The 21,279-nt window shown below is 67.1% G+C and carries 11 protein-coding genes; all 11 read right to left on the bottom strand.

What is annotated here, in order from left to right; all coding sequences use genetic code 11:
- Window positions 1-13: 13 nt before the first annotated feature.
- The 11 genes from ACFYO1_RS33400 to ACFYO1_RS33350 all read right to left on the bottom strand — a co-directional run bounded on the left by ACFYO1_RS33400 (window position 14) and on the right by ACFYO1_RS33350 (window position 21,276).
- Complete coding sequence (locus ACFYO1_RS33400; RefSeq protein WP_387239950.1) at window positions 14-1,036, bottom strand: isocitrate/isopropylmalate dehydrogenase family protein; 1,023 nt, start codon at window positions 1,034-1,036, stop codon at window positions 14-16.
- The gene (leuD, locus tag ACFYO1_RS33395; RefSeq protein ID WP_387239947.1) at window positions 1,033-1,656 is read right to left on the bottom strand and encodes a 3-isopropylmalate dehydratase small subunit; all 624 of its coding nucleotides are present in this window, start codon (window positions 1,654-1,656) and stop codon (window positions 1,033-1,035) included. The genes ACFYO1_RS33400 and leuD overlap by 4 nt, the downstream gene beginning before the upstream one ends.
- The gene (gene leuC, locus ACFYO1_RS33390) at window positions 1,653-3,059 is read right to left on the bottom strand and encodes a 3-isopropylmalate dehydratase large subunit (protein ID WP_387239944.1); all 1,407 of its coding nucleotides are present in this window, start codon (window positions 3,057-3,059) and stop codon (window positions 1,653-1,655) included. Before leuC ends, leuD begins: the two co-directional genes overlap by 4 nt.
- Window positions 3,059-4,246 carry a LeuA family protein gene (locus ACFYO1_RS33385; protein WP_387239941.1) on the bottom strand — a complete coding sequence of 396 codons (1,188 nt, stop codon included), beginning with the start codon at window positions 4,244-4,246 and terminating at the stop codon, window positions 3,059-3,061. The genes leuC and ACFYO1_RS33385 overlap by 1 nt, the downstream gene beginning before the upstream one ends.
- A 45-nt stretch (window positions 4,247-4,291) precedes the next feature.
- Window positions 4,292-5,602 carry a phytoene desaturase family protein gene (locus ACFYO1_RS33380; protein ID WP_387239938.1) on the bottom strand — a complete coding sequence of 437 codons (1,311 nt, stop codon included), beginning with the start codon at window positions 5,600-5,602 and terminating at the stop codon, window positions 4,292-4,294.
- Between the two features lie 31 nt (window positions 5,603-5,633).
- Entirely contained in the window at window positions 5,634-6,386 is a 753-nt protein-coding gene (locus ACFYO1_RS33375; RefSeq protein WP_387239935.1) for a class I SAM-dependent methyltransferase, read from the bottom strand.
- Between the two features lie 54 nt (window positions 6,387-6,440).
- Complete coding sequence (locus ACFYO1_RS33370; protein ID WP_387239932.1) at window positions 6,441-15,089, bottom strand: amino acid adenylation domain-containing protein; 8,649 nt, start codon at window positions 15,087-15,089, stop codon at window positions 6,441-6,443.
- 476 nt (window positions 15,090-15,565) lie between these two features.
- Window positions 15,566-16,531, bottom strand: coding sequence for an Acg family FMN-binding oxidoreductase (locus tag ACFYO1_RS33365; RefSeq protein ID WP_387239929.1), 966 nt, complete (start codon window positions 16,529-16,531; stop codon window positions 15,566-15,568).
- A 314-nt stretch (window positions 16,532-16,845) separates the two neighbouring features.
- On the bottom strand, window positions 16,846-19,941 hold the full coding sequence (locus ACFYO1_RS33360) for a hypothetical protein (protein ID WP_387239926.1): 3,096 nt from the start codon (window positions 19,939-19,941) through the stop codon (window positions 16,846-16,848).
- A 21-nt stretch (window positions 19,942-19,962) separates the two neighbouring features.
- Window positions 19,963-20,259, bottom strand: a complete 297-nt coding sequence (locus tag ACFYO1_RS33355; protein ID WP_387239923.1) for a WXG100 family type VII secretion target — start codon at window positions 20,257-20,259, stop codon at window positions 19,963-19,965.
- A 213-nt stretch (window positions 20,260-20,472) separates the two neighbouring features.
- Window positions 20,473-21,276: a DUF6585 family protein gene (locus ACFYO1_RS33350; RefSeq protein WP_387239920.1), complete on the bottom strand. Its 804-nt coding sequence runs from the start codon at window positions 21,274-21,276 to the stop codon at window positions 20,473-20,475.
- Window positions 21,277-21,279 lie beyond the last annotated feature (3 nt).

Raw genomic sequence — 21,279 nt, 5'->3', positions numbered from 1 at the left:
TCAGCTCCTTCGGTCACAACTGTGCGCGGATCGCCGCGCCGACATCCTTTGTCGACAGCGGCCCACCGAGGTCCGGGGTGACGTTCCCGGCGGAAATCACCTTCTCGACCGCCGCACGAACCGCGCGGGCGGCGTCGCGGTGACCGAGATGGTCGACGAGCAGCGCGGCGGTGAGAATCGCGCCGATCGGGTTGGCGATCGCTTGACCAGCGATGTCGGGCGCCGAACCATGGACCGGTTCGAACAAGCCGAACCCGTTGCCGCCGTTGATATTCGCCGATCCGACCGTGCCGAGGCCGCCGGCCAGCTCGGCGGTGAGGTCGCTCAGGATGTCACCGTAGGAGTTGTTCGTGACGATGACATCGAACGCGGTCGGATCGTGCACCAGGTGCATGACCGCCGCGTCGACGTACAGGTGCCGGGCAGGCACGTCGGGATACTTGTCGCGCGCCTCGGCCCAGCAGCGCTGCCACAACGCACCGCCGTTGCGGACCGCGTTCGATTTGTCCACCAGGCACACCGAGCGGCGCGCGACCGTGAACGCGAAGTCGAGGATGCGGGCGACGCCGTGATAAGTGCTGATTTCGGCATCGATCCCGACCTCGTTGACGGTCGCTCGATGCAGTCTGCCGCCGATACCCGCGTAGAGCCCCTCCGTGTTCTCCCGGATCACGCGGCAGTCGATCGACCGCCGTGTCTCGTCGCGCAGCGGACTCAGTCGATCGTGGCAGAGCACAGCGGGTCGATAGTTCACATAGAGGTCCAGGTCGAAACGCAGCCGGAGCAGCACGCCGCGGGCGTAGGCCATGTCGGCCCTGGCGTCGCCGACCGCGCCGAGCAGCACCGCGTCGCTGCCGGATATCCTGTCGAAGTCGCTGTCCGACAACGCGATTCCGGTTTGCAGATAGGTGTCGGCGTTGACGTGCTCGAGCACGTCGAAGTCGAGCCCGAGGGCCAGCTCGTCCAAGACCTGCACCGCCTCCTCGATGACTTCTGGGCCGATGCCGTCACCCGGAATCACCGCGATCGTGCTCATGAGCCGGCTCCACCGACCATGCTGGGCACGCTCGGGCGGATGCTGGGTAGCCAGCGGGCACGGGTCCGTTCGTAGGTCCTGATCGATGCGTCACGTTCGAGCGTCACCGCTATCTCGTCCATGCCGCCGAGCAGCAATTCCCGGGCCCTGGCGTCGACCGTGAACGGATACCGCAGCCCACCCGCCCCGATTTCGCACCGACGGAGATTGACCGTGACCGGCAAGCCGGGGTCGCGTTCGATCGCGTCGGCCAGCCAATCGACCGCCGATGCGGGCAACTCGACGGCCAGTAGTCCGTTCTTGAATGCGTTGCGGTGGAAGATATCTCCGAAGCTGGTGGCGACGACGGAGACGAATCCCCAATCCCGCAAGGCCCATACCGCGTGTTCCCGGGAGCTACCGGTGCCGAAGTTGTGTTGCGCGATCAGCACGCTGGCACCCGCATTCGCCGGCTGGTTGAGCACGAAAAGCGGATCCGCCCGCCACCCGGCGAACAGTGCGTCCGCGTACCCGCTCTTGGTCAGCCGTTTGCAATACTCCGCCGGGATGATCTGGTCGGTGTCGACGTTGCTGCGCCGCAACACCACTGCCCGGCCCGTGTGCTCGGTGATCGCCTTCATGACTCCTCCAGAGTGTCCGGGCCGGTAAGCCGTCCGGTGACCGCGGTGGCGGCGGCAACGGCGGGAGACACCAGATGTGTACGCGCACGGCCACCTTGGCGACCCTCGTAATTGCGATTCGAGGTGGAGGCACAGCGTTCGGTGCCGGTCAGCCGGTCCTCGTTCATGCCCAAGCACATCGAACATCCGGACAGCCGCCACTCCGCCCCGGCGGCGCGGAAAACGGTATCCAGCCCTTCCGCCTCGGCCTGGCGGCGCACCGCCAGCGAGCCGGGAACCACCAGCATGCGCACCGACGGGGAAACGGTACGGCCACGCAAAATCGCTGCCGCCGAACGCAGATCCTCGATGCGACTGTTGGTGCAGGACCCGAGGAAGACGGTGTCGATGGCGATCGAGCGCATCGGCGTGCCGGGAATCAGATCCATATAGTCCAGGCTGCGCTGGGCGGCCGCGCGAGCCGCCGGATCCGCGATCTCCTCCGGATTCGGCACGGCACCGGAGATCGGCACGGCCTGACCGGGATTGGTGCCCCAGGTGACGAACGGGGTCAAGCCGGACACGTCGATGGTTACGGTGCGGTCGAAGGCCGCGCCCGGGTCGGTGGGCAGGGTCCGCCACTGCGTGACAGCCGTCTCCCAGGCGGCCTTGCCGGGTGCCGCGGGCAGGCCGTCGAGGTAGGCCAGAGTGGTGTCGTCGGGCGCGATCAGCCCCGCTCGCGCGCCGGCCTCGACGCTCATGTTGCACATGGTCATCCGCGACTCCATCGAGAGCGCTTCGACGGGACGCCCGCGGAATTCGATGATGTGGCCGTGGGCGCCGTTGGCTCCGATGTGGGCGATGAGCGCCAGGATCATGTCCTTGGCGGTGACATCGGCAGGCAGTTCGCCGATGAATTCCGCGGCCATCGTGCGTGGTCGCGCCAGCGGCAGGGTCTGGGTGGCGAGCACGTGCTCGACATCGGAGGTGCCGACGCCGAAAGCGAGTGCACCGAACGCGCCGTGGGTCGAGGTGTGGCTGTCACCGCAGATGACCGACATGCCGGGCTGTACGAACCCCCGTTCGGGCGCCACGACGTGGACGATGCCCTGGCGGGTGTCACCGAGCCGGAACAGCTCGATGCCGTGCTCGGAACAGTTGCGCCGCAGGGTTTCTACCTGTCCCCGGCCCAGCGCGTCGGTCAGCATCAGCGAACGGGTCGGGACGTTGTGGTCCTCGACGGCGAGGGTGAGGTCGGGCCTGCGCACCCTGCGCTGGGCCTGGCGTAGCCCATCGAACGCCTGGGGTGAACTGGCTTCGTGCACCAGGTGCAGATCGATGTAGAGCAGATCGGTTTGCTCGTCGACCGGCTGGACCACATGGTTGTCCCAGACCTTGTCGATCAGGGTGCGTGCGCCGCTCATCAGACCCGTGCCTTTCCGGCCTCGGCCTGCTGCCGCACGATCAGCTCCCGGACGCCCTGGATGTCGATGCATTCGCCGTTGACGCGGTTGGCGACGTAATCCTGATACAGCCGCTCGACCATGACCTCGTCCACCGGAAGACCGATCTCGTCGTAGACGTAGCGCAGCACCGCTCGTCCCGAGTTTCGGCCGACCAGCAGCGATCGGGTCCGGCCGAATCGCGCCGCCTCGATGTACTCGTAGGTGATCGGCTCGCGCAGCATGCCCGCCTGATGAATCCCGGCCTGCGTCGCGAAGGCGTTGACGCCGAAGATCGACTTGTTCCGCGGCGGGGTCAATCCGATCGCCCGGCGAAGTATTTCGAAGGCGTGGTAGAGGCTCTCGGTCTTCGCGCTGGTGCACGCCCCGAGCTCGTGGCCTTTGTAGGTGAGCACGGCGACGAGTTCTTCGAGCGCGGTATTGCCCGCTCGCTCGCCTATCCCGGCCAGGGTGGCCTGTACTTCGTCGGCGCCGGCCTGGATGCCGGCCAGCGCGTTGGCCAGCGACAGGCCGAGGTCCTCGTGGCAGTGCGTGGCGATCGCGATATCCGGGCCCACCCAGGAGCGGATCTTGGCGATGAGCGCACCGTACTCGTTCGGCGTCATACATCCCGTGGTGTCGCCGGCCACCACGAGATTCGCACCCGCGGCCAGCGATTCCTCGATCAGTTCCCGCAACAGCGCGTCCGAACCGCGGGTCGCGTCTTCGATACCCAGGGTCAGGTTCTGCGCGCCCAGCGAAGTGGCATAGCGCATCGTGTCGACGACCTCGCGCACCGCCTCGGCTTTGTCTATGCCGCGCTTGTACTTCAGGTGGGTCTCGCTGCCGGTGGCCAGGATTTGAAGGTGGTGGTTCGCGGTTCCGCCTGCCTCGATCGCCAGCCGCACATCCTCGTGCACCGCCCGGCTCAGCGTGGCGATCCGCGCGGTGGTCAACTCCTTGGCCAGCAGCGCGGTGGCCTTGTATTCACTCGGTGACGAGGCCGGAAAACCCGCCTCGATCACATCAACGCCGATCTCCTCCAGCGCCAAGGCGAGCTCGAGTTTCTGTCGCGGCGACAAGGCGTTTCCGGGTGCTTGCTCACCGTCTCGTAATGTGGTGTCGAACAGCGATATTCGCCGGAGTGACGACTGGTCGCTGGTAGTCATGATTCGCTTCTCCAATCCTGGTAGAGAGGTTCTCGCGGTACTCCGTCACCGCGGAATGAGGTCGTTGGCCATGGCCACGGTTTCGGCCGCGCGCAGGCCCGAGGCGATGGCGCCACACGCATGCTCACCCACCGGCTGCACATGGTTGCCGATGTAGTGGATGTCGCGGACCGGGTCGTAACCGTCGGGTTTGTCGCACCCCGGCGGGATGATCACCGGCGTCGCGTAGCTCGGAACACCGTGCAGCGCGGTGAATTCGAGGGGTGATACGAGCCGGCGGTAGCGAATCCGTGCGGTGAAGCCGGGGATCATGGATTCGAGCCGGGCGAGCAGGTAGTGCTCGATGCGATTCCGCTCCGGCACCCCGAGTTCATCGACACCACGCGGGAACAGGAAGTACGCGTTGAATGTTCGTCGGTCCGCCGGCACGGAACCAGAAGGGCCGCAGGGGAAGACGGTGAAGGGAATGTCGTCCGGCAGCTCGCCGGTATCGAGTCGATTCAGAATTTCCGGGATCCCGTCGGGTACGTGCGCGACCGTGTGCACGCCCGCCGGGAACGGCGCGGCACCGTCGGCGGCGATGTGCAGGGTACCGATCGCCAGGCCCGGTACCGTTCCGGACGGATACCGGTCGAATCGACTCTGGCTGGAGATCACGTGCCGCGCGCGACGGACACCGTTCGCGGTGCTGACCGCCTTACCCTCGGGGCCGGCCTCGACGTCGAGAACCTCGCTGCCCAGCTCGATTTCACCGCCGAGTTCGGTGAAACGATTCGTCATGGCGTCGACGAGGGCTTGCGGTCCGCCGACCGGGGTGACCATCCGGTCGTAGCCGTATCCTGGATTTCGCGCGAACAGCGCGGCGAACTTGTCGCAGCGGAACCGGTGCGGAGGCGTGCCGAACGCCCAGCACCAGATGCCGATCAGGTCCGCGACGGTACCGCCTTTCACCGCGTCGAGGACGTCGCCGACGAAAACGGTTTCCGGGGAGTCGATGCCGCGGCGCAGCGTCCGGACGAAGCGGATCAGGTCGGGCGTTTCGCGTAATAGTGGCCACACCGTCGCCGGGCCGATCGGAAGCTGGTATGTCCGCTGTGTCGTGCACAGGAGCGATCGTGGTCTGGTGAAGTCGGCGTGCACGCCCAGGCCGGCCATCGCGTCGACGATGAAATGCCCGAAGTCGTTGCAGGCGATAGTGAACGAGTATCCGTCGATGATCCGGCTGCCACACAATCCGCCGGTGCGATCGGCGCGTTCGATGATCGTGACCCGCCTGCCTGCCGCCTGTAGGGCTATGGCCGCGGCCAAGCCGGCGAGTCCGGCTCCGATGACGATGACGTCGTTCTCGGGTGCCATGTCACCCTCCTCTGGGTTGTCCGATCGTTGATCAGGAGCGTCGGCCGGTAAGAATGAGGGCGTGCGGGACCTCGGTGTAGGGCGCCCAGAACTCGGGGCCCATTTCGGCGAGCCCGGCGGCGGAAGGCGTGGGGCGCGTCCAGGTGATGTCATCGAAAGCCGCTGAGCGCAGGGCGTTCTCGTGCGCCTGTCGCGACCAGCGACGCAGACCGACTTCCAGCGGTGGGTCGAACAGTTCCGAGACCAGGGTCACCGGTTCGCCCTCCTGGCCGGTGTGTGCGCAGTGCAGCGCGAACCCGTACGGCGCGTACCAATCGGGATCGCGGGCGAATTCGGGGTTCACGGCGAAAGTGACGAAGCGTCCGCCCGGCCGCAACGCCGCCGCGGCGCCACGGCACATCGCCTCCAGGTGCTCCAGCGAAGTGGCATAGGGCAGCACGTAAACGGCGGTGACGATATCGACCGGGCCGAGCCGTCCGGCGTCGGCCAGGTCACCGAGAACGTAGGCTATGCCGTCGGTTTCGGTGCGCTCGAGCTGTTCGGCGACGGCGAGCATGCCTTCGGAGGGGTCCAGGCCGGTCACTGTGCCCGCCCCGGCGCGGACGAGGGTGCGGGCATAGAACCCGCTCCCGCACCCCGCGTCTAGCACCGACAGGCCGTCGATGTCGCCGAGCGCGGACAGGAAACTGGGCGCCTCCAGATGTTTCCGTAACGGAAGCTGTTCCGACTGTGCGTATGTTTCACCGTATGCGGCGAATCGATCGCCGATCTTGGGGTTGTTCATGGCTTCTCATGGTCCTCGTGATGTCGAGTCGATGACGTTCGTTAACAGGCGTTCTCACGTTTCGCGTAGCCCCCCTGCCGCTCGGATCAGCTCGACCGCCTGCGTCAGGCTGAGGCCGCCTATCCGCAGGCCCGACGGAGTGCGGATGTGCAGCACCGACGGGAAGTCGAAATCAGCTTCGGCCGAATCGGTTTCGACCCCGCGCAGTGCCTTTTCGATCTCGTTCGCCACGTCGGCGGCATGCGGTCGTTCGATGACGGTGAAATGATTGCCGGGCATGGTGCACACCGTTGTCCGACCCGAGAAAAGTTGGCGCCATGCGTTTTCGGGGTGCGGGTCGAAGATCTGGTTCGTCTCGGCGGCGCGCAGATAGAGCAGGTCGGTGGGTATCGAGGACGGTTGGTGCTCACGGATCGCGGAGTTGGTCGCCACGATCACGGCGCGAATGTTCGGATCGGTATCCATTGCCGTGGTGAACGCGGCCCACGCCTCGGGTGCGCTGTCGCGGAAGCTCTCGAACGCCGCGCGCACGTCCTCGGCGCTGCGCAGGTTGTATCGGTGCGCGTCGGCGAACGTCATGGTGTCGATGAGGACCACCACGGGGACCGAATGTCCCGCGTCGAGCAGTTGCCTGGCCATTTCCTGCGCAAGCACGCCACCGGACGAGTGACCGCCGAGGACGATCGGTCCTCCCCGGTGCGTATCGAGCAGCGTCTGCACGTTACGGTTCGCGGCTTCGCCGATGGTCGACGGAACCGGTTCGCCGGGTTCGATCCCGTAGGCGCGGAAGGCGTGCACGGGCCGGCGCGCGTCCAGGCCGTCGACCAGATCTCGGTAGGAGTACACGGTGCCGCCGATGGCTTGAACGAGGTAGAGCGGCACGTGGTCCGGTTCGCCCGGCCGGAGGGTGATCAGGACCGGCGAGAGCGCCGCTGCCGTCCGCGCCGGTACCGGGGCGGGTCGCAGGTGATCGAGCAGAGCACCGAAGGTTCGGTACTGCAAGAAGGCATGGGCCGAAACCTGTACGCCCAGTATCTCTTTGATCCGGCTGCGGAACACAACGGCCAGTTGGGAATCGCCGCCCGAGTGGAGGAAGTCGTCGGCGGCACCGACCTCGGCGACGCCGATCAGTTCACACCAGAGCCGACGCAGCACCTGTTCGACCCGATCGGAACCGGGCTCGGTCGCGCTGAGCGGTTCCGGGTGGGCCGCCGGTGGCGCCGGTTCGTCGTCCACCAGGAAGGGGTAGGCGGGGAGCGGGATGCGTCTGCGGCGTTTCCCGTGCGCGGCAGTCTCCCAGTCGAGATCGACACCGAGTTCCCACAGCCGGGCGAGAAGTTCTGCGACCGTGTCGGTTTCGACTCGGTCGGGCAGCAGGGACGGCAGGACCGGGCGATCCGCACCGCAGCGCGGATGCACCTCGGCGAGTTGCAGCAGGGCCCGGCCCGGCCCGATCTGCACGGCGATCGCATCCGGGTCGGCGAGCACGGTGTCCAGGCCGTCGGCGAATCGAATGGTCCGGCGCAGATGCCGGACCCAATAGCTCGGGTCGAGCGGTTCGCCGACGGGCTGCGCGGCCCCGGTCAATCCGGACACCAGGGGAATGGTCGGCGCCCCGTGGGGACGGCGTGCGCATTCACGGGCGAACTCGTCGGCGATGAGATCGGTGGCGGCGGAGTGGACGCCCATGTCGATCGGCACCGGCTTGACCTGTATGCCGTCTCGGCGCAGTTGCCGTCGAAACTGTTCGAGCTTGTCCAGGGGGCCGGAGACGGCACAGTGCCGGATGCTGTTCACCGCGGCGACGGCGAGTTCGGGATCGAGCATCGGCCGGACCTCGTCCTCGGCGAGCGGTACCGAGACCACGGCGGCCGGTGGCAGCTTGTCGCACAGCAATCCGCGCGCCGCGACCAGACCGACCACATCGGGCAGGGTCAGCACGCCCGCGATGTGTGCCGCGGCGTACTCCCCCAGGCTGTGGCCGATCAGTGCGGTCGGGATGATGCCGTAGGACCTCAGCAGTGCCGCGACAGCGAGTTCGGTGGTGAGGATGGCGGCGAAGTTGAGCGAGGGGCGGCGCAGCAAGGTGGCGGTGTCGTCACCCTGCTCGGCATGGAAAAGCAGCGCGCCGATGTCACAGCCCAGTTCGGCTCGGAACAGGGCGCGGCATTCATCGAATGTTGCCCGGTAGACCGGCTCTTCGGCATACAGGGTCCGGCCCATACCGGGAAACTGTGACCCAACACCGGGAAACAGGAAGACTATTTTCCGCGGTGTGTCCGGGTCGGCGACGACGTGGCCGGAACCACCGGTGTCCAGCAGTTCGTCTATCGCCTGCTCGACGCTTCGGCACGACAGGGCGCGGCGATGATCGAAGCGATGCCGGCCGCGTTGCAGAGTGGACGCGACATCGGCCAACGACAGATCGGAATTGTCCCGCAAGTGCTCGGCGAGTCTCGCCGACGCACGCCGCAGCGTGGCGGCGTCTCTGGCCGACACCGTGATGACCTGTGGCTCATCGGTTTCCGCCGGCCGCTCGGGGGCCGGGGCCTGCTCCACGACAACGTGCGCGTTCGTGCCGCCCAGTCCGATGGCGGTGACCCCGGCTCGCCGCGGGATGTCGCCGGTGGGCGGCCACGCGATCGTCTGCGCATTGACGTAGAACCGCGTTCGGTCCAGGTCCAGCCTCGGGTTCGCCTGCCGGAAATGCACGACGGCCGGAATGCGGCCGTGCTGGACGGCCAGCACGGTGGAGATCAGCCCGATCACGCCGGCCGCCGAATCCGTATGTCCGACATTGGCTTTCACCGAGCCGAGCGCACAGCGGCGCGCCGTCCGACTGGGTCGGCCCAGCACCCGATCGAGCGCGCGCACCTCGACGACGTCACCGAGGGCGGTGGCGGTGCCGTGCGCCTGGATGTAGGTGATCGTCGCGGGATCGATACCCGCGGCGCGGTAGGCGGCGTCGAGCAGTTCGGCCTGGCCGTCGACGCTGGGCGCGGTGAAGCCGAGTTTGCGATCGCCGTCGTTGTTGATGGCGGATCCCCGGATGACCGCGTGGATGGTGTCGCCGTCGGCGACCGCGTCGGTGAGGCGTTTCAGGACAACCAGGCCCGCGCCGCCGGTGGAGATCGTTCCCCCGGCGTCGGCGTCGAACGGCCTGCATCGCCCGTCCGGGGACAGCACTCCGCCGTCTTGGTGCAGGTAGCCGGTCTCACCGTCCGGGCGCAGGCTCACTCCTCCGGCCAGCGCCGTCGTGCACTCACCGGCCATCAGGCTTTCGCAGGCCAGATGCACCGCGACCAGCGACGTGGAGCAGGCGGTGTTGACCGTCAGAGCCGGCCCACGCAGACCGAGTTTGTAGGCGGCGTGCGCGCTCAGGAATTGCAGCGGATTGCCGAGCCCGATCCGTTGCAGGGCAGCCGGATTCGTCGTCTCCCGCCAATCGTTGGCGCGGAGCCAGTCGTAGGGCAGCCCGGCACCGGCGAAGACACCCGTCGGACCGTCCAGCGCGAGTGGATCGTATCCGGCGTGTTCCACTGCCTCCCATGCCGTTTGGAGAAACAGTCGTTGCTGTGCGTCGAGTTGCCGGGCATCTGCCGCCGTGTAGCCGAAGAAGCCGGCGTCAAAGGTGCCCGCCCCCGGCGGTACACCGGTCGAGGCGACGAATCCGTCCCGGCTTTCCGAGCCGTGGACGATGCCTTCCTTGCCAGCGGTCAGCAATGACCAGAGCTGGTCGAGGTCGGCGGCCCCTGGAGCCCGGACGGCCATGCCGACCACCGCGATCGCCTGCCCGGCGGACTCGTGCTCGACCCGGGAACTCTGTTCCTCCGGACGTTCCGGCACGCAGTGGTCGGCGAAGCGCCGAATGGTCGGGTACTCGAACAGGGTCGCGACATCTACCTCGGTGCCCAGCAGCTCGGTCAACTGCTGCTGCAACTGGACCAGCAGCAGCGAGGTCCCGCCGACCTCGAAAAAGGCTTCGTCGAGGCCGATCGAATCCCGGCCGAGGACCGCACACCAGACACGCTGGACCTCCGCATGCATCCCGGCACGGTCGCCGACTTGCCGAGAGGGGCTCGTGTGCTCCGGTTTCGGCAGCGCGGCGCGGTCTATCTTGCCGTTCAGGGTTCGCGGGAGTTCGGCTACCGTCACATAAGCGCTGGGAATCATGGTGGTCGGCAACATCTTTCGGAGGTGTTCGCGCAATTCCGCGGGCGCGGGCGGGTTGGCTGTGGAGAAGACGAGGTAGGCCGCGAGGTAGCGGATGCCGGGGCGGTCTTCCCGGACGGTGACCGCGCAGGCGTGCACGGCCGGGTGCGTGCCGAGTGCCGTCTCGATCTCGCCGAGCTCGATTCGAACGCCGTTGAGCTTGACCTGATCGTCGACCCGGCCGACGTAGGTCAGGTCGCCGTCAGCCTGCCTTCGGACCAGGTCGCCGGTCCGGTACATCCGTTCGCCGCGTTGCCCGGACGGATCGGCGACGAACCGCCCCGCCGTCACGGCCGGCCGGTTGACGTATCCGCGCGCGAGCCCCGGCCCACCCAGGTACAGCTCACCGACCTCGTCGGCCGGCACCGGCCGAAGCGCGTCGTCCAGGACGTGACAGCGCACACCGGGTATCGGCCGACCGATCGGCGGTGGTACCGAACCGTCGAGCGGCCGGCTCACGGTCGCGCAGACCGTGGCTTCGGTGGGACCGTATCCGTTGAGCAGGATTCGGCCCGGCGACCAGCACGCGGCCAAGGTCTGCGGAACCGCCTCGGCGCCGACGGCGAGCACTTCGACCGACGGCAGCGAACCGACGGGCAGCGCCGATAACGCGGTGGGCGCCATCATCATGTGGGTAACCCGTTGTCGCGCACACAATTCGACCAGGGGCGCGCCGAGTCGCAGGTGGTCGCTCGGGGCCAGCACCAGCACGCCGCCACACAGCAACGACACGCACAGCTCCATGATCCCGATATCGAAGCCCGGTGAGGACAACTGCAATACCCGGCTCGAACTCCCTGCCCGGAATCGCTCACGGGAAACCCGAACCAGACCGGCCACGCCACCATGGGTGACGACGACGCCCTTGGGCGTCCCGGTGGACCCGGAGGTATAGAGCACATACGCGGGCTGATCGAGCGCGATCGCGCCGAGCCGCTCGTCGGCGGCCAGATCATGTCCGGCCCACTGGTCGGCGCCGATGCCGTCCTGGTCGAGCACGATCTGTTCCGCGACGGCCCACTGACCGCTGTCGTCAGCATGGCGAATGACCAGTGCCGGTCGAACGTCGTTGAGCACGAACCTGATTCGTGCCAGTGGGGCGTCCAGATCGATCGGCAGAAAAGCCGCCCCCGATTTCGCTACCGCCAAGATCGCGGTGATCAGCATCCGGCCGCGCGGCAGCATCAGCGCTATCACCCGCTCCGGTCCTGCGCCGCGGGCGATGATCATGCGAGCGATCCGGTTGGCCTGCTGGTTCAGGTCCGCGTAGGACACCTCTTCGCCGGCCGACAGACTCAGTGCGACACCAGCCGGATGCCGGGTCACCTGCTCTTCGAAAAGTGTTGCGATAGTTGCCGGTTCGACCGATCGAGCCGGAGTTGCGCCAGCCGCCGAACGAAGCGCGGCGCGATCGAGTTTGCCGTGCGGCGTGAGCGGCAGACGTTCCAGCCGGATCAACCGGTCAGGCACCATGTGCCGCGGCAGGGTGGCCGTCAGGTGATCACGCAGATGCTCGGCATCGAGATCCTCGGTAGTCGCGAAATAGCCGATCAGACGCCGGTCCAGTGGCGTCGCACCGTGGACCACCACTGCCGACTGCACCACCGCGGGATGCTGGTTCATCGCGTGCTCGACCTCGCCGGATTCGATGCGATGGCCGCGCACCTTGAGCTGCGTGTCTGCCCTGCCGAGATATTCCAGGACCCCGTCCGCGTTCGCCCGGACCAGATCCCCGGTCCGGTAGGCCCGCTCGCCCGCCGGGCCGAAAGGACTTGCCACATAACGGGTTGCGGTGAAGCCGGGACGCCGCAGGTACCCGCGGGTGATCCGGATTCCGGAAACGTACAGCTCGCCCACCGCACCGGCGGCAACCGGCCGCAACCGCTCATCGAGCACGCGCGCCTCGACACCGTCCATCGGGCGCCCGATCGGCACCGTATCCGCCAGTTGGTCCGACGACCGCAAGGCGTGGCTGGCGACCATGCAGGAGGCCTCGGTGGGGCCGTACCCGTCGACGAACACGATCTCGGGACAGGCGGCGAAGACCTGCCGCACCGACTCCGGCGGCACCGCTTCGCCACCACTCCATACCTGCTGAACGCCGCGCAGACAGCCCGGATCCTCGGCGGCGATCAGCTGGAACACCGCGGCCGTCAGCCACACCGCCGAGACCTGCTCGCGCTCGATCGTCCTCGCCAAGATCGCGGTGTCCGGCCGGCCCGGCGGCAGCACTACCGTCTGCCCGCCGTGCAGCAGGGGCACCCACAGCTCGTAGTTGGCCACGTCGAATCCGAACGGGGTGTGCATCAGCATCCGGTGATGCGCGGCCGTGGCGAATCGGCTGTCCAGGGCGAACGCGGCGGCGCCCGCGTGCGGGATCATCACCCCCTTCGGCCGTCCGGTCGAGCCGGAGGTGTACAACACGCACGCCAGATTCGCCGAAGTACAGCGGTGGACGGCGGCGGCCGGATTGTCTTCGGGCTGACGCTCGCACCGTTCGAGCGTGTCGGCGGTCAAGGCGAATATCGGCACCGGCAATGGATCCGGCAGCTGAGCGATACCGTCGGCACCGGCGATGACCAGCACCGGCCGCGCGTCGTCGATGATCTGGGTCAGCCGGTCGGCCGGATAGTCGAGATCCAGCGGCAGGTACGCGCCACCCGCCTTGAGCACCGCGAGCGTGGCCGCGACGCGCTGTGCCGAACGTGGCAGCGCAATGCCGACCAAGGTCTCGAGGCCTACTCCAGCGGCGGTGAGCAGCCTCGCCAGCTGGTTCGCCCGGCGGTTGAGCTGCCGGTAGGTCAGCACGCCGTCGGGTGCCTCGACCACGACGGCGTCGGGGTGCGCGCCGACCTGCCGCTCGAACAACCGGGCAAGGGACGCCCCGGCCGGTATCGCCGGGGCATCGCGATGCTCGGTGGCCCGTGCCAGTACGTCGCGCAGGTGGTCCAGCACCTCCCGCACGGTCTCCGGATCGAAGCGATCGGCACTGTATTCGACCGAGCAGGTCAGGCCGTTCGGTTCGCCGGCCGGGCCACGGTGCTCCCAGAACTCGAAGTAGAGGTCGAACTTCGCCCAGCCGGTCGACCGGACCGACACCTCCGCGGGCGCACCGGCCAGCTCGACCGCAGGCCAGGGCCGGCTCTGTACTACCAATCCCGTTTGGAACAGCGGATTCCGGCCGAGCGCCCGCGGCTGACCGACGGCTTCGACGATGCGCTCGAACGGAACGATGTGGTTGTCGAACGCCGCGAGCGTCACGGCCCGGACGCGGGACAGCAATTCCGTGAAATCCGGCTCTCCGGAGGTGTCGACACGGAGCGTCACCGGGTTGACGAAATAGCCGACGACGTCGTCGAAACGAGGGTCGAGCCGCCCAGCCGTCGCGGTCCCCACCGGTATGTCGGTCCCGGCGCCGCGTCGCGTGAAGACCTCGGCCAGGCCTGCCACCAAGATCATGAACAAGGTTGCTCGGTGACTGTGCGCCGCTTTCGACAATCTCGCGTGCAGCTCCGGCGACCACGCGCCGTGCACGACGCCCGCCCGGCCGATCGGGGCGTTCGGCCGCGGCCGGTCGGCCAAGCCGGGCAGCTCTGTCGGCAGACCCGTCAGCGTGTCGGTCCAGAATCGGATTTGCTCGGCGGCGGTGTCGCCGTTCTCGCCGGTGCGGCCGTACGTATGCCGTTGCCACACTGCATAATCCGCGTACTCGATGGGTAGCGGAGCCCAATTCGGGCTCCGGCCGGCCGCACGGGCGGCATAAGCGTCGGCCAGATCACGGCAGAACGGCCCGACCGACCAGCCGTCGAAGGAAATGTGATGCACCACGACAAGCAGGATCGATTCATTCTCGCCGACGCGAAACAACCTGGCGCGCACAGGAATTTGCGTGCGTACATCGAAGGGCCGCGCCGTTTCCGCCACCACGGCGGCCGGGTACTGCTCCGGCGAGACCGACCGCACCTCGAACGGGACACGGACTTCGTCCGCGGGAACGACGACCTGAACCGGCGCCGCGTCGATGACCGGATATACGGTCCGCAAGCTGGTGTGCCGCCTGACGCAATCACCGACCGCGGCTTGCAACGCGCTTTCGTCGAGTGCCACGGGTACTCGAAGGGTCAGCGGAATATGGTAGGCCGACGATGCCGGATCCATACGACCGAGATACCAGAGTGCCGACTGTCCCGAGCACAATGGCAGCCGGTCTGGGCGCGGTAGCAGGGTGAAAGCCGCCGTGGCCGAGGCATCCTCGCCATCGGCCGATACCGCGGCGGACTCCAGCGAACGGGCCAGCCGGGCCAGGCTCGAAGCGTCATAAACCGTCCGCGTAGATACGGCGATGCCTAATTCGCGGCGTATTTCATAAACGAATCGACAGATGTCCAGAGAATTTACTCCGGATTCCAGTAAATGACCGTCGACATCCGATTCCGATTGATCGACTGTTCTGTTCCATAATTCAACGAGCCTATAACACAGGTCGACCATGCCGCCTCCGCGATACGCCGCAAACAGCTTCGGAAAGAGTCGAAACCAACGCGTCCGGACACTTGCCCAGGTTATGTGAAGGTGCGCGAGAACACCGCCACAGGGTGCGTAAATGCCCATAATATTGCCGCCCCGACTTTCTCCGACCCCATGTCCGGGTAGAGTCGGAGGAACTCGATGGGAGCAATCATTACATGCGATATTCACATTCGCCAAGACCCGTAATGATTGCTGCGGATGTGCCGACTCTTCGGTCGGCTCCGCCACTCCACTCGGGATCGGGCTCTATCGATAACCGTAGGCACCGACTGCGGCCCGGCACATTGGTGTGTCAGATTTGCTGGATGGTTCCAGATCCATTCCGTCGAAAAAACTTCGGCCGCAACTCGAAAGTAGGTGTTTTGTGCGTGCACGTTACTGGTTCGACCGTGCACACCACATCGTCGACCGAACGCCGATGGTCGCGCCCGACCGGATCACGGGTCGATGGTGTCTTCGATCGGGCGGCGCGGGGTAGGGGCGAGCGGGGCGGAATCGGTTGGCGTCCAACCTACCCGGAGCATGGCCTGCGGGTAGGCGCAGTCGTAGAGGACCGTGGTGCGGATGTCGTTGCGGAGTTCGGGCAGGCCCAGGGGTTCGGTCTGGAGGCACGTGGACAGGCCCAGGTGGGTGGCCTCGAGCAGGAGGGCACTGGTGGTTTCGCCGGCGCGGAGTTGGGACCGGCGATCGTCGTGGGGTGTGCAGATCACCAGCCATTCGGCGGCGTCGGGGGCTTCGTGGTGGTCGATCAAGTCGGCGTCGGCGAATATCCGGGCGGGGATTTCGTCGGCCAGGTGCGGGCGGGGCGTGTTTGCCGAGGGGACCCCGTCCGCGGTTCGGCGGTGGCCGCTCCAGGTGGCCAGCTCGAGTTGATAGCCGGGGTCCTCGGCGTGGCGGGCGACGGCGGCTCGAAACGGCCGCACCAGGCGGAGCCGGAGGCTTTCCGGGACGTGGCGGACCACGGCACCGAACCTGGTGGCGCGGTGGGAGATGGTCTTGAGGTAGCCGGCCGGGATCTCCAGCGAGCGGTAGCCGCGGCGGTCGGTGTGGCGTTGCAGCAATGCGGCGCCGAGGTCGATGTCGGCCTGGCTCGGCTGATGGGGTGCGAACTCGATGGTCGCGAGATGGTCCGGTTCGTTCGGGTCCGGAAGGTGCGTCACCGCCGCGGACCAGCCGAGCACGGCCAGCGCGACGCGCAGATGATGCAGCGCGGCGCCGCAACTCACGATCAGCTTGCCCTGGTCGGGGTCGGCGGAGACGAGGTGGCGTTGCGGGTCGGCCCACAGTTCGATCGCATGGTCATGGATCCGCCATCGCCACGGCTGAGTGTTGTGGATGGAGGGGGCCCGCACCGCCATCTCCAGTGCGATCTTGACCGTATCCATGCTCGGCGACGAGGCCATGAGCTCGAGATCATCCTTCCGATCGGGATAGTTCAGTGCCACATCGCCATGTCTGAGCAGGCAATTTATGGTCGACACCGCCATCCAGTGTCATCACGGACGGGTGGTCTGTCATCGAGTCATATGTCACGTCGCGCCCGGAGCGCCGCCGTCCCCCGCCGTATGGGCGCGTTTCGGTGTGCCATGGCATGCGCTGAATATGCTCGGTGTCGAGTCCGGACCATCGGCCGCTGGTGTCGCCGCTGCGGCGGTGACGGTGCCGTTTCAGCCCTGTTCGGAAATCCGGACGGGGGTTTCGATGCGCCCGAAATTCACTACGTGGCCGCCCTGGGGTCCGGCTCCGGCGGCAGACTGGGCTCGGGTTCCGGCTCAGACTCAATTTCCGGCTCAGGGGCTGGTGTGGGCTCAGATTCCGGCTCCGGTTCTGGCTCGGGCGTGGGCTCAGGTTCCGGCTCGGGCTTTGGCTCAGGTTCCGGCTCGGGCTCAGGCGCCGGTTCCGGCTCCGGCTCCGGCTCAGGTGTGGGCTCGGGCTCGGGCGCCGGTTCAGGCTCAGACGTGGGCTCTGGCTCAGGTTCCGGTTCCGGTTCTGGCTCGGGCTCAGGCGCCGGTTCCGGCTCAGGTGTGGGCTCGGGCGCCGGTTCAGGCTCAGGCGTGGGCTTTGGCTCTGGTTCGGGTTCGGGTTTGGGCTCCGGGTCGGGAGCTGGTTCGGGTTTCGGGTCAGGCGTGGGTATCGGGGTGGGTTCCCATACGGCGTTATCCGGGGGCGCGGGTGCTTCGTAGGCGGGAATCGGTGGGACGCCGAAGTATCTTGGCGTGTACGGGATCTTCGAGGAGGTGTCGGGGATCTCTTCAGGGGTCCGCTCGCCGTCGAACGGGGTGCGCGGGGTTGGGGTGGGGTCGGTGGTGGGTGTCTGGACGTCGGGTCGCGGGTGTTCGGCTGCTGGCTGTTGGCGTGGCGGCTCGGGCGTGGGGTGTCGGGTCGGCGGCGAGAGTTGAGCGGGCGTATGTTCTTCTGCTTCAGCTTGTTTCGTGTACTGGTCGAGTTCCGAGCGGAGTTCTCTGCGTTGTGCGAGGAATTCGTCGATTCGCCGTTGCACGTCCATGCGCTGCTGGAGGAGGTCATTCGGGCGCAGGCCGGCCCCGTCCAGATCGGCGCTCCGCTGGGCGAATTCGTCGGATCGTCGGGTCAGTGCCTCTGTGCCCGCGCGGCGTAACTGCTCCGGTGTCATGCGGTTCGGATCGATGCCGAGGGCGCGCACCTTTTCCCGGATCGATTCGAGAATTTCGCTGGGTTGCCGCACCGCTGACGGTGCACGCTCACCTGCCGGCCCGGACGTATTCTCGTTCCCCGGTCCGGTTTCCGTCCGCGGACGGGTGGTCGCGGCAGGTCTCTCACTGGATGCGTTACGTGGATGGTCGAATTCGGATCGAAGGTCCTTTCGCAAGGCGAGGACGTCGTCGATCTGCCGTTGCAGGGCCTTCCGGTGGGTGAGATGTTCGTTCGGCGGTAGGCCCGCGGCATCCAGGTCGGCCATCGAGGCGGCGAGTTCCGGCAGACGACGCGTCACCGCATCCATACCGGCGCGATGTACCTGCTCGATGCCCATCCCCTCCGGGCCGACACCCAGCCCACGGAGCTTCTCGCGGATCTGATCAGTAACCTCGGCCGGTCGTTTCACCTCGGCCGCCTGCGCAAGGTCCTCGCCGGGCACACGAGACTGCGGGTGCGCCTGTTCCGTTCCAGGAGTGGGAGTTTGGGATTCCACCTTTCCTGTAGTGCTTGCCTCGACGGGCGTCTCGGCTCTCGTCGATTCCGGTCCACGGTCGGGTGTACCCGCGCGTGGTTCGGAACCGGTCGGCGAGCCAAAACCGTTGCTACCCTGCCCATTCAGAGCAGCGGTCTGCAATTCCTTGGTCCCCGCAACGATTCCGGATTCGTAGTTCCCGGCACGCGCCGGTGTCACGTCGTGCGCACTGTGCCCCGAACCGTCCTGGGTCCCAGCGCGGCTGTCACTGCTCCGCACACCAGAATCCGACCCGCCGTCAACCTCGGTTCGGGCACGGCTGTCACCATTCCGCACGCCAGAATCCGACCCGCCATCGACCTCGGTCCCGGCACGGCTGTCACCATTCCGCACACCAGAATCCGACCCGCCATCGACCTCGGTTCGGGCACGGCTGTCACCATTCCGCACATCGGAATCCGACGCGCCGTCGGCCCGGGTCCCGGCGCGGCTTTCACTATTCCGCGCATCGGAATTCGACGCGCCGTCGACCTGGGCCAGGCCTCTGTTCGGCGCCTCATGCGGACGGTTGTCAGTAACAACCTCCCGAACTCCGCCGCCATTGACAGACGAGTCTCCCGAGCGGGGCACCGAACCAGCGGTCCCGTTCCGCGCATCGGCACCACCCTGCGGGTGGACCCGAGCGGAACTGCCGTCACCATCGAACCGCACTGGGTCCGCCGCCGAGAATCCGCTCGCACCGGTCCCACGACCGGACGGCGCGTGCCGAAACCCTTTGCTACCGCCGGTCAATACCCCGTAGGCCGCTCCACCGGTGAGCAGCCGTGGATCCCAGGTCCACCCATTGGCGAAGCCGCCGACGCCCCACGCCCCCAACGCCCCGGCCATGCCCGATCCCGCCCCGACCGCCGCGCCCTTCAACGCTCCGCTCCAACGCCGCTCCGGCAGTGGCACTTTCGCCGCAGCCTTCCCGAGCAGTCCCCCGACGGGTCCGCCGACCGCACCCGCCGCCGCGGCGGTATAGGCCGTCGTACCGACCCGATTCCAGTCGATCCCATCCCGATGTCCGGCCCCGACCTGATACGCCTGGATCGCCGCGTCCTGCCCCGCACCGAGCACCGTGCTGAACACGACATGCTTCGCCGTGAACTCGGCCAGCGCGGCAACTCCGGTCTTGGCCGCGAATCGAGCGATCGCACTGACCGCGCGCTGACCGAGCACCCGCACCGCCACCCGGGTCACACCGATGACCGCCGCCTCGACCAGCGGCGCGGTCGGCGGAAAGAACCACGCCGCAGCGATTTCGACGGCCAGCATGGCCAGTGAGCTGATGACGAGGATCTTGGTGTACTCGATCTCGGTGCCGAGCGCATGCGCGGATTCGACGACATAGTCCAGGATTTCGGCCAGTCGCTCCAGCGATTCGGGACCGCGATCCAGCTTGTCCAGCGCGGCGGTCATCTCCTCGACGCCGTCGCCCCAGGGGTACGCCTCGATGGTCGCCTTCCTGGCGGCGGCCAGATCCGGTAGCAATGCACGGATGTCGGCGGCGGCCTTGCGCCAGTCGGCGGCGATGGCCCACATCGTGTCTTCGTCGCCGTCGGGCCAGTCCGATCCGGCGATCCAGCCGAGCCATTGCAGCTCGCTGGGCATGGTGATGGACATGCGGTATCAGCAGAAGTCGTGCTAGCGCCGGTCCATTCGAGCCAGGAGGTCTGCCGCCTTGTACTGCCCGGCGGAGTACGAGCCGAGGGTCACGGCGGTGTTGCCGATGCCCTCGGTGAGGTTCTTGTGCGCGGCCACATAGCCTTCCGGGCCGTCGGCGAAGGTGCTGCCGTAGCCGTCGCCGCCCCAGGCCGCGCCCTTGGTCGCCAACGAGGCTTCCAACGTGTTGAGGATGTCGTCCATCCGATCCCGCAGCGTACCCATTTTTCCTGCCGCACTCCGCAATTGCTCCGGAGTTACCCCGACCTTCGATGCCACGCCCGATCCCTTTCACCAGCAATCCGGATTCAGACGATGTCAGTACTGGACCGCGCCGGGAAGGTCCGCTGGACCGATTTGACGGTTCCCTGACATATGCTGCGGGACAAAGGTTCTCGGGATATAAGGCAGACCAGCCGGTCTCGCCCCTCCCAGCGACAGCTCGAACCCTGGAACGTCCGGCAACCCTTGACGCGCCCTTTACGCCTCGAGCTACACCGGCCGCGCATGCTCCGCCCGCATCCGCTCCGCGAGCGTGCGAAAGAGGGTGAAGTTCGGAATCAAGCTCACCGGAAGCGATTCCAACGGCGCCGACTCCCCCGCCACACCGACACTGACCCACCCCGCACTCAGTGCGATACCCGTTACGCGCGACCACAGTTCCGACCGCTCCCCCGCACCGATCGCGTCCCGCGTGATCCAGAAGTAATCGAAGTCGAGACACCCACCGGCCTCGAGCATCTCCACAGTCCTCGGCCACTGAGCCGCGGTGATCGCCCGATCGATCTCCGGCCCCCACTCCTCCGGACGCTCGATCCCTTGCCGCAACACGACCGGATCACCACCCGTGTCGATCAAGGTGTATGCATACGAAACCTGTTTGGCGGCAGGTGAATCCGCGTGCTCGATGATGTTGCGCCGCAGCATCGTAGTGTCGTACCGGACACAACGAGCCTGGCCGCCGACCATCACGACAAGCCCCCGCTCGTACAGATCCAGCCGCACCCGCCGGTTCCGGCCGTGGATATACGCCAGCCACAACAGATCCCACAGCAGCCGGCCCCCGACCATCAGCATGCCCGTCACCCCGATGATGGCCGGCACCGCTACACCACCCGCGAAACCGAACGCGGCCACCAGCGCGGCCGCAAGCGTGGCTACACCTTCGATGACATAGCGTCGGATGCCGGGTTGTGCTGCCGCATAGGTTCTTCGGTGCGAACCCAGATCCTCCCACGCCGCGACCCGGCCGATCTCGGCACGAACTTCGACATCGCCGCCCGCTGGATCCGTCACGAC

It is taken from the genome of Nocardia sp. NPDC006044 (assembly GCF_042871115.1).
Classification (GTDB): Bacteria; Actinomycetota; Actinomycetes; order Mycobacteriales; family Mycobacteriaceae; genus Nocardia.
The sequence above is the reverse complement of the archived record's forward strand: the minus strand, read 5'-3'. Positions and strand labels throughout refer to the sequence as shown.